Here is a 2735-nt window from a genome sequence, read left to right as displayed (position 1 = left end):
TATATGAAAAATGATTAAAGGTTTTTCAATGTATAATGAAAAATTATTATCTTGTTTTATTGCATTAGCATTAATTACTGGGTGCAGTGAATTAAATGCTAGTGTTATAGAAAAACAACCTAAATCTAATGTTCCATATTTCAGTGAATGGCCAGTAATAAATAGTGCTATAAGCAAAAATGAAAAAATAGAGAGCAAAATATCTCAAATACTGGCAAAAATGACGCTTGAAGAGAAAGTAGGCCAGATGATCCAGCCAAACCTTCTTGAAGTAACGCCAGAAGAGGCAAAGCAGTATAAATTAGGATCACTCCTAAATGGCGGCGGTGCTTGGCCGGGTGGAAACAAATACGCTACAGCAGAAGATTGGGCAAAAGAGTCAGATAAATATTGGCTTGCATTAGAAGAGGCTTATGCCGGCCGCGGATTTAATATTCCGTTCATGTGGGCTACTGATGCCGTTCATGGGCATAATAATGTTTTCCGGGCGACAGTCTTTCCGCATAACATCGGCCTTGGTGCGGCTAATAACCCTGATTTGATCTATGAAATTGGTAAGGTGACGGCTGAAGAAATTGCGGCAACAGGCTTGGACTGGACATTTGCACCTACGGTTGCTTCACCACGTGATTACCGCTGGGGCCGGGTATACGAAGGCTACTCCGAAGATCCGGAAATCATTTACCAATACGCTGGTAAGATGGTTGAAGGTATTCAAGGCGGATCTAAAGGTCTTGCTGGTGAGCGAAATGTAATTTCAAATGTGAAGCACTGGGTTGGTGACGGGGGAACTCTAGGCGGTGTTGACCGTGGTGAAAACCACTATACGGAAGAATACCTGAGAAATATTCATGCCACGGGCTATTTTGCCGGCCTGAATGCTGGTGCGCAGGTGGTAATGTCGTCGTTTAACTCCTGGCACAGTGATGCTAACTATGATCAGGCTAGGAGCGGAAGCTACAACAAGAAACTGCATGGCAGTAAGTACATGATTACCGATGTACTGAAAAATAAAATGGGCTTTGACGGTATTGTGGTTACCGACTGGAACGGCCAGAGCGAGCTGAATGGTTGTACTGCCTCAAATTGTCCTGCTGCTGTCAATTCAGGTAACGACGTGTTTATGGTTACCGCAAATAGCGATTGGAAGGCATTTTATAAAAACCTTATTGATCAGGTTAATAATGGTACAATCCCAATGGCGCGTATTGACGATGCGGTAAGCCGTATCTTGCGGGTTAAACTCCGTGCCAACTTGTGGGACAAACCCATGCCGTCTGAGCGTGAGCTGGCAGGGCAGCAAGAGACTCTGGGTTCAGACGAGCACCGTGCATTAGCTTTCACTCGTAGCCAATAAATCTCGATTGGTTGTTTCCTTTCATTTGTTCTATATAACAACCGCTGTGTCATTAATGGTACTTTTGGCAAAATATAAAGTACTCGATTATATGAGTGATACTATCAATTTTACTATTGCAAAGAATATTGCTGGTGGAAGTCTGTTGTCTGCTATTGGCTATGTTGCTGATGAAGGTTTTATATTCATTGTTTTCCTCGCTATCGCCATGTTGCTCTATTGGGTAGGGCATAAGTTGGTGGTTAAAGCTGCTAATAGCTGCACATCCCCAGCTACCAAAGGTGGTGTATTGCCTTTCAAGCGTATGGCATCTGGTTATCTGTTTTTTTTGCTCGGTTTTGTATTGCTGGCTATGCAAGTGAAGCAGTATGACAATGTCCGGTATGGTGCAGTAAAGAAAAACAGCTATGTTGCCCTTACATCCCTGCTCGATATGGCGAGTGATTTTGACCAAGACGGGTATGGGTATTTTTCGTTCCCTGAAGACGGGGCGATGTTTGACGCCAGGGTTTATCCGGGGGCTGTTGATGTGCCGGGCAACCATGTTGATGAAGATATGCTGCTGGGGGATTTTACCTTAACGGATGTTGATTATGAGTTAGACTACTCAAGGGTTATCCCACAGTTTGATTATGTGTTTTTTGTGGTGTTGGAAAGTACCAGAGGAGACGTTTTAGAGAAAAGAGTTAACAATCATATTGTGGCCCCCAATCTTCTCAAGCTCAGTCGGCAAGGGGCCGTGTTCCCCAATGTCTACTCTCATACCGGTTTTACAGCCGCCTCTTTGAAGGCCATGTTTAATGGCGAGCTAACGGCACATCATCACCAGCAGTCAATTTTTGAAATTCTACAAACAGTCGGCTACCAGGTTAATGTTATTTCAGGTCAGGCTGAGTCTTTTGCCAATATCAGCAAAGAAACCAATATGAATACCACGGCTACGCACTTCTTTGATGCTGCAACTAATATTGAAGATCGAGTGTATGCCAATACTAGCCTGGGTAGCCTGAGGCTCGGCGAGGATGTTGTTGTCAGTGCGGTCAATAAGCGGCTTGACAAAGTTAAAGGTACGAACAAACAGTTCTTTTATATCAATTTTCAAGCGGCGCATTTCCCGTATCATTATGAGGGAATGAAAAACCTCTTGAAGATATCGCCCATTCCTCGAAGCCGAATATCTCCAGCAAACAAGGCTTGGCTTGAAGATACTTATTGGAATGCCGTTGCAGCCGCTGATCATGCGGTGGGACAGTTGATGTTAAAGCTTGAGGAACTGGGCATTTATGACCAGTCACTGATTGTGGTCACGGCTGATCACGGGGAATCATTATTTGATGATGGTGTACTGGGTCACGGCCATAAGATCAATGATCAGCAG

Annotated in this window: 1 protein-coding gene and 1 pseudogene; both read left to right on the top strand. The window is 44.0% G+C overall.

Features of this window, described 5'->3' with window-relative positions:
- Nucleotides 1-10: 10 nt before the first annotated feature.
- Nucleotides 11-1339 (top strand): annotated as a pseudogene (locus tag MHN01_RS23650) (glycoside hydrolase family 3 protein); the annotation flags it as partial.
- 82 nt (nt 1340-1421) lie between these two features.
- A partial coding sequence (locus MHN01_RS23645) for a sulfatase-like hydrolase/transferase (protein WP_239413801.1) occupies nt 1422-2735 on the top strand: 1314 nt, incomplete at its 3' end.

Source organism: Photobacterium sp. OFAV2-7 (assembly GCF_022347985.1).
Classification (GTDB): Bacteria; Pseudomonadota; Gammaproteobacteria; order Enterobacterales; family Vibrionaceae; genus Photobacterium.
Note: the sequence above shows the minus strand (reverse complement) of the source record. Positions and strands in the feature narration are given on the sequence as shown.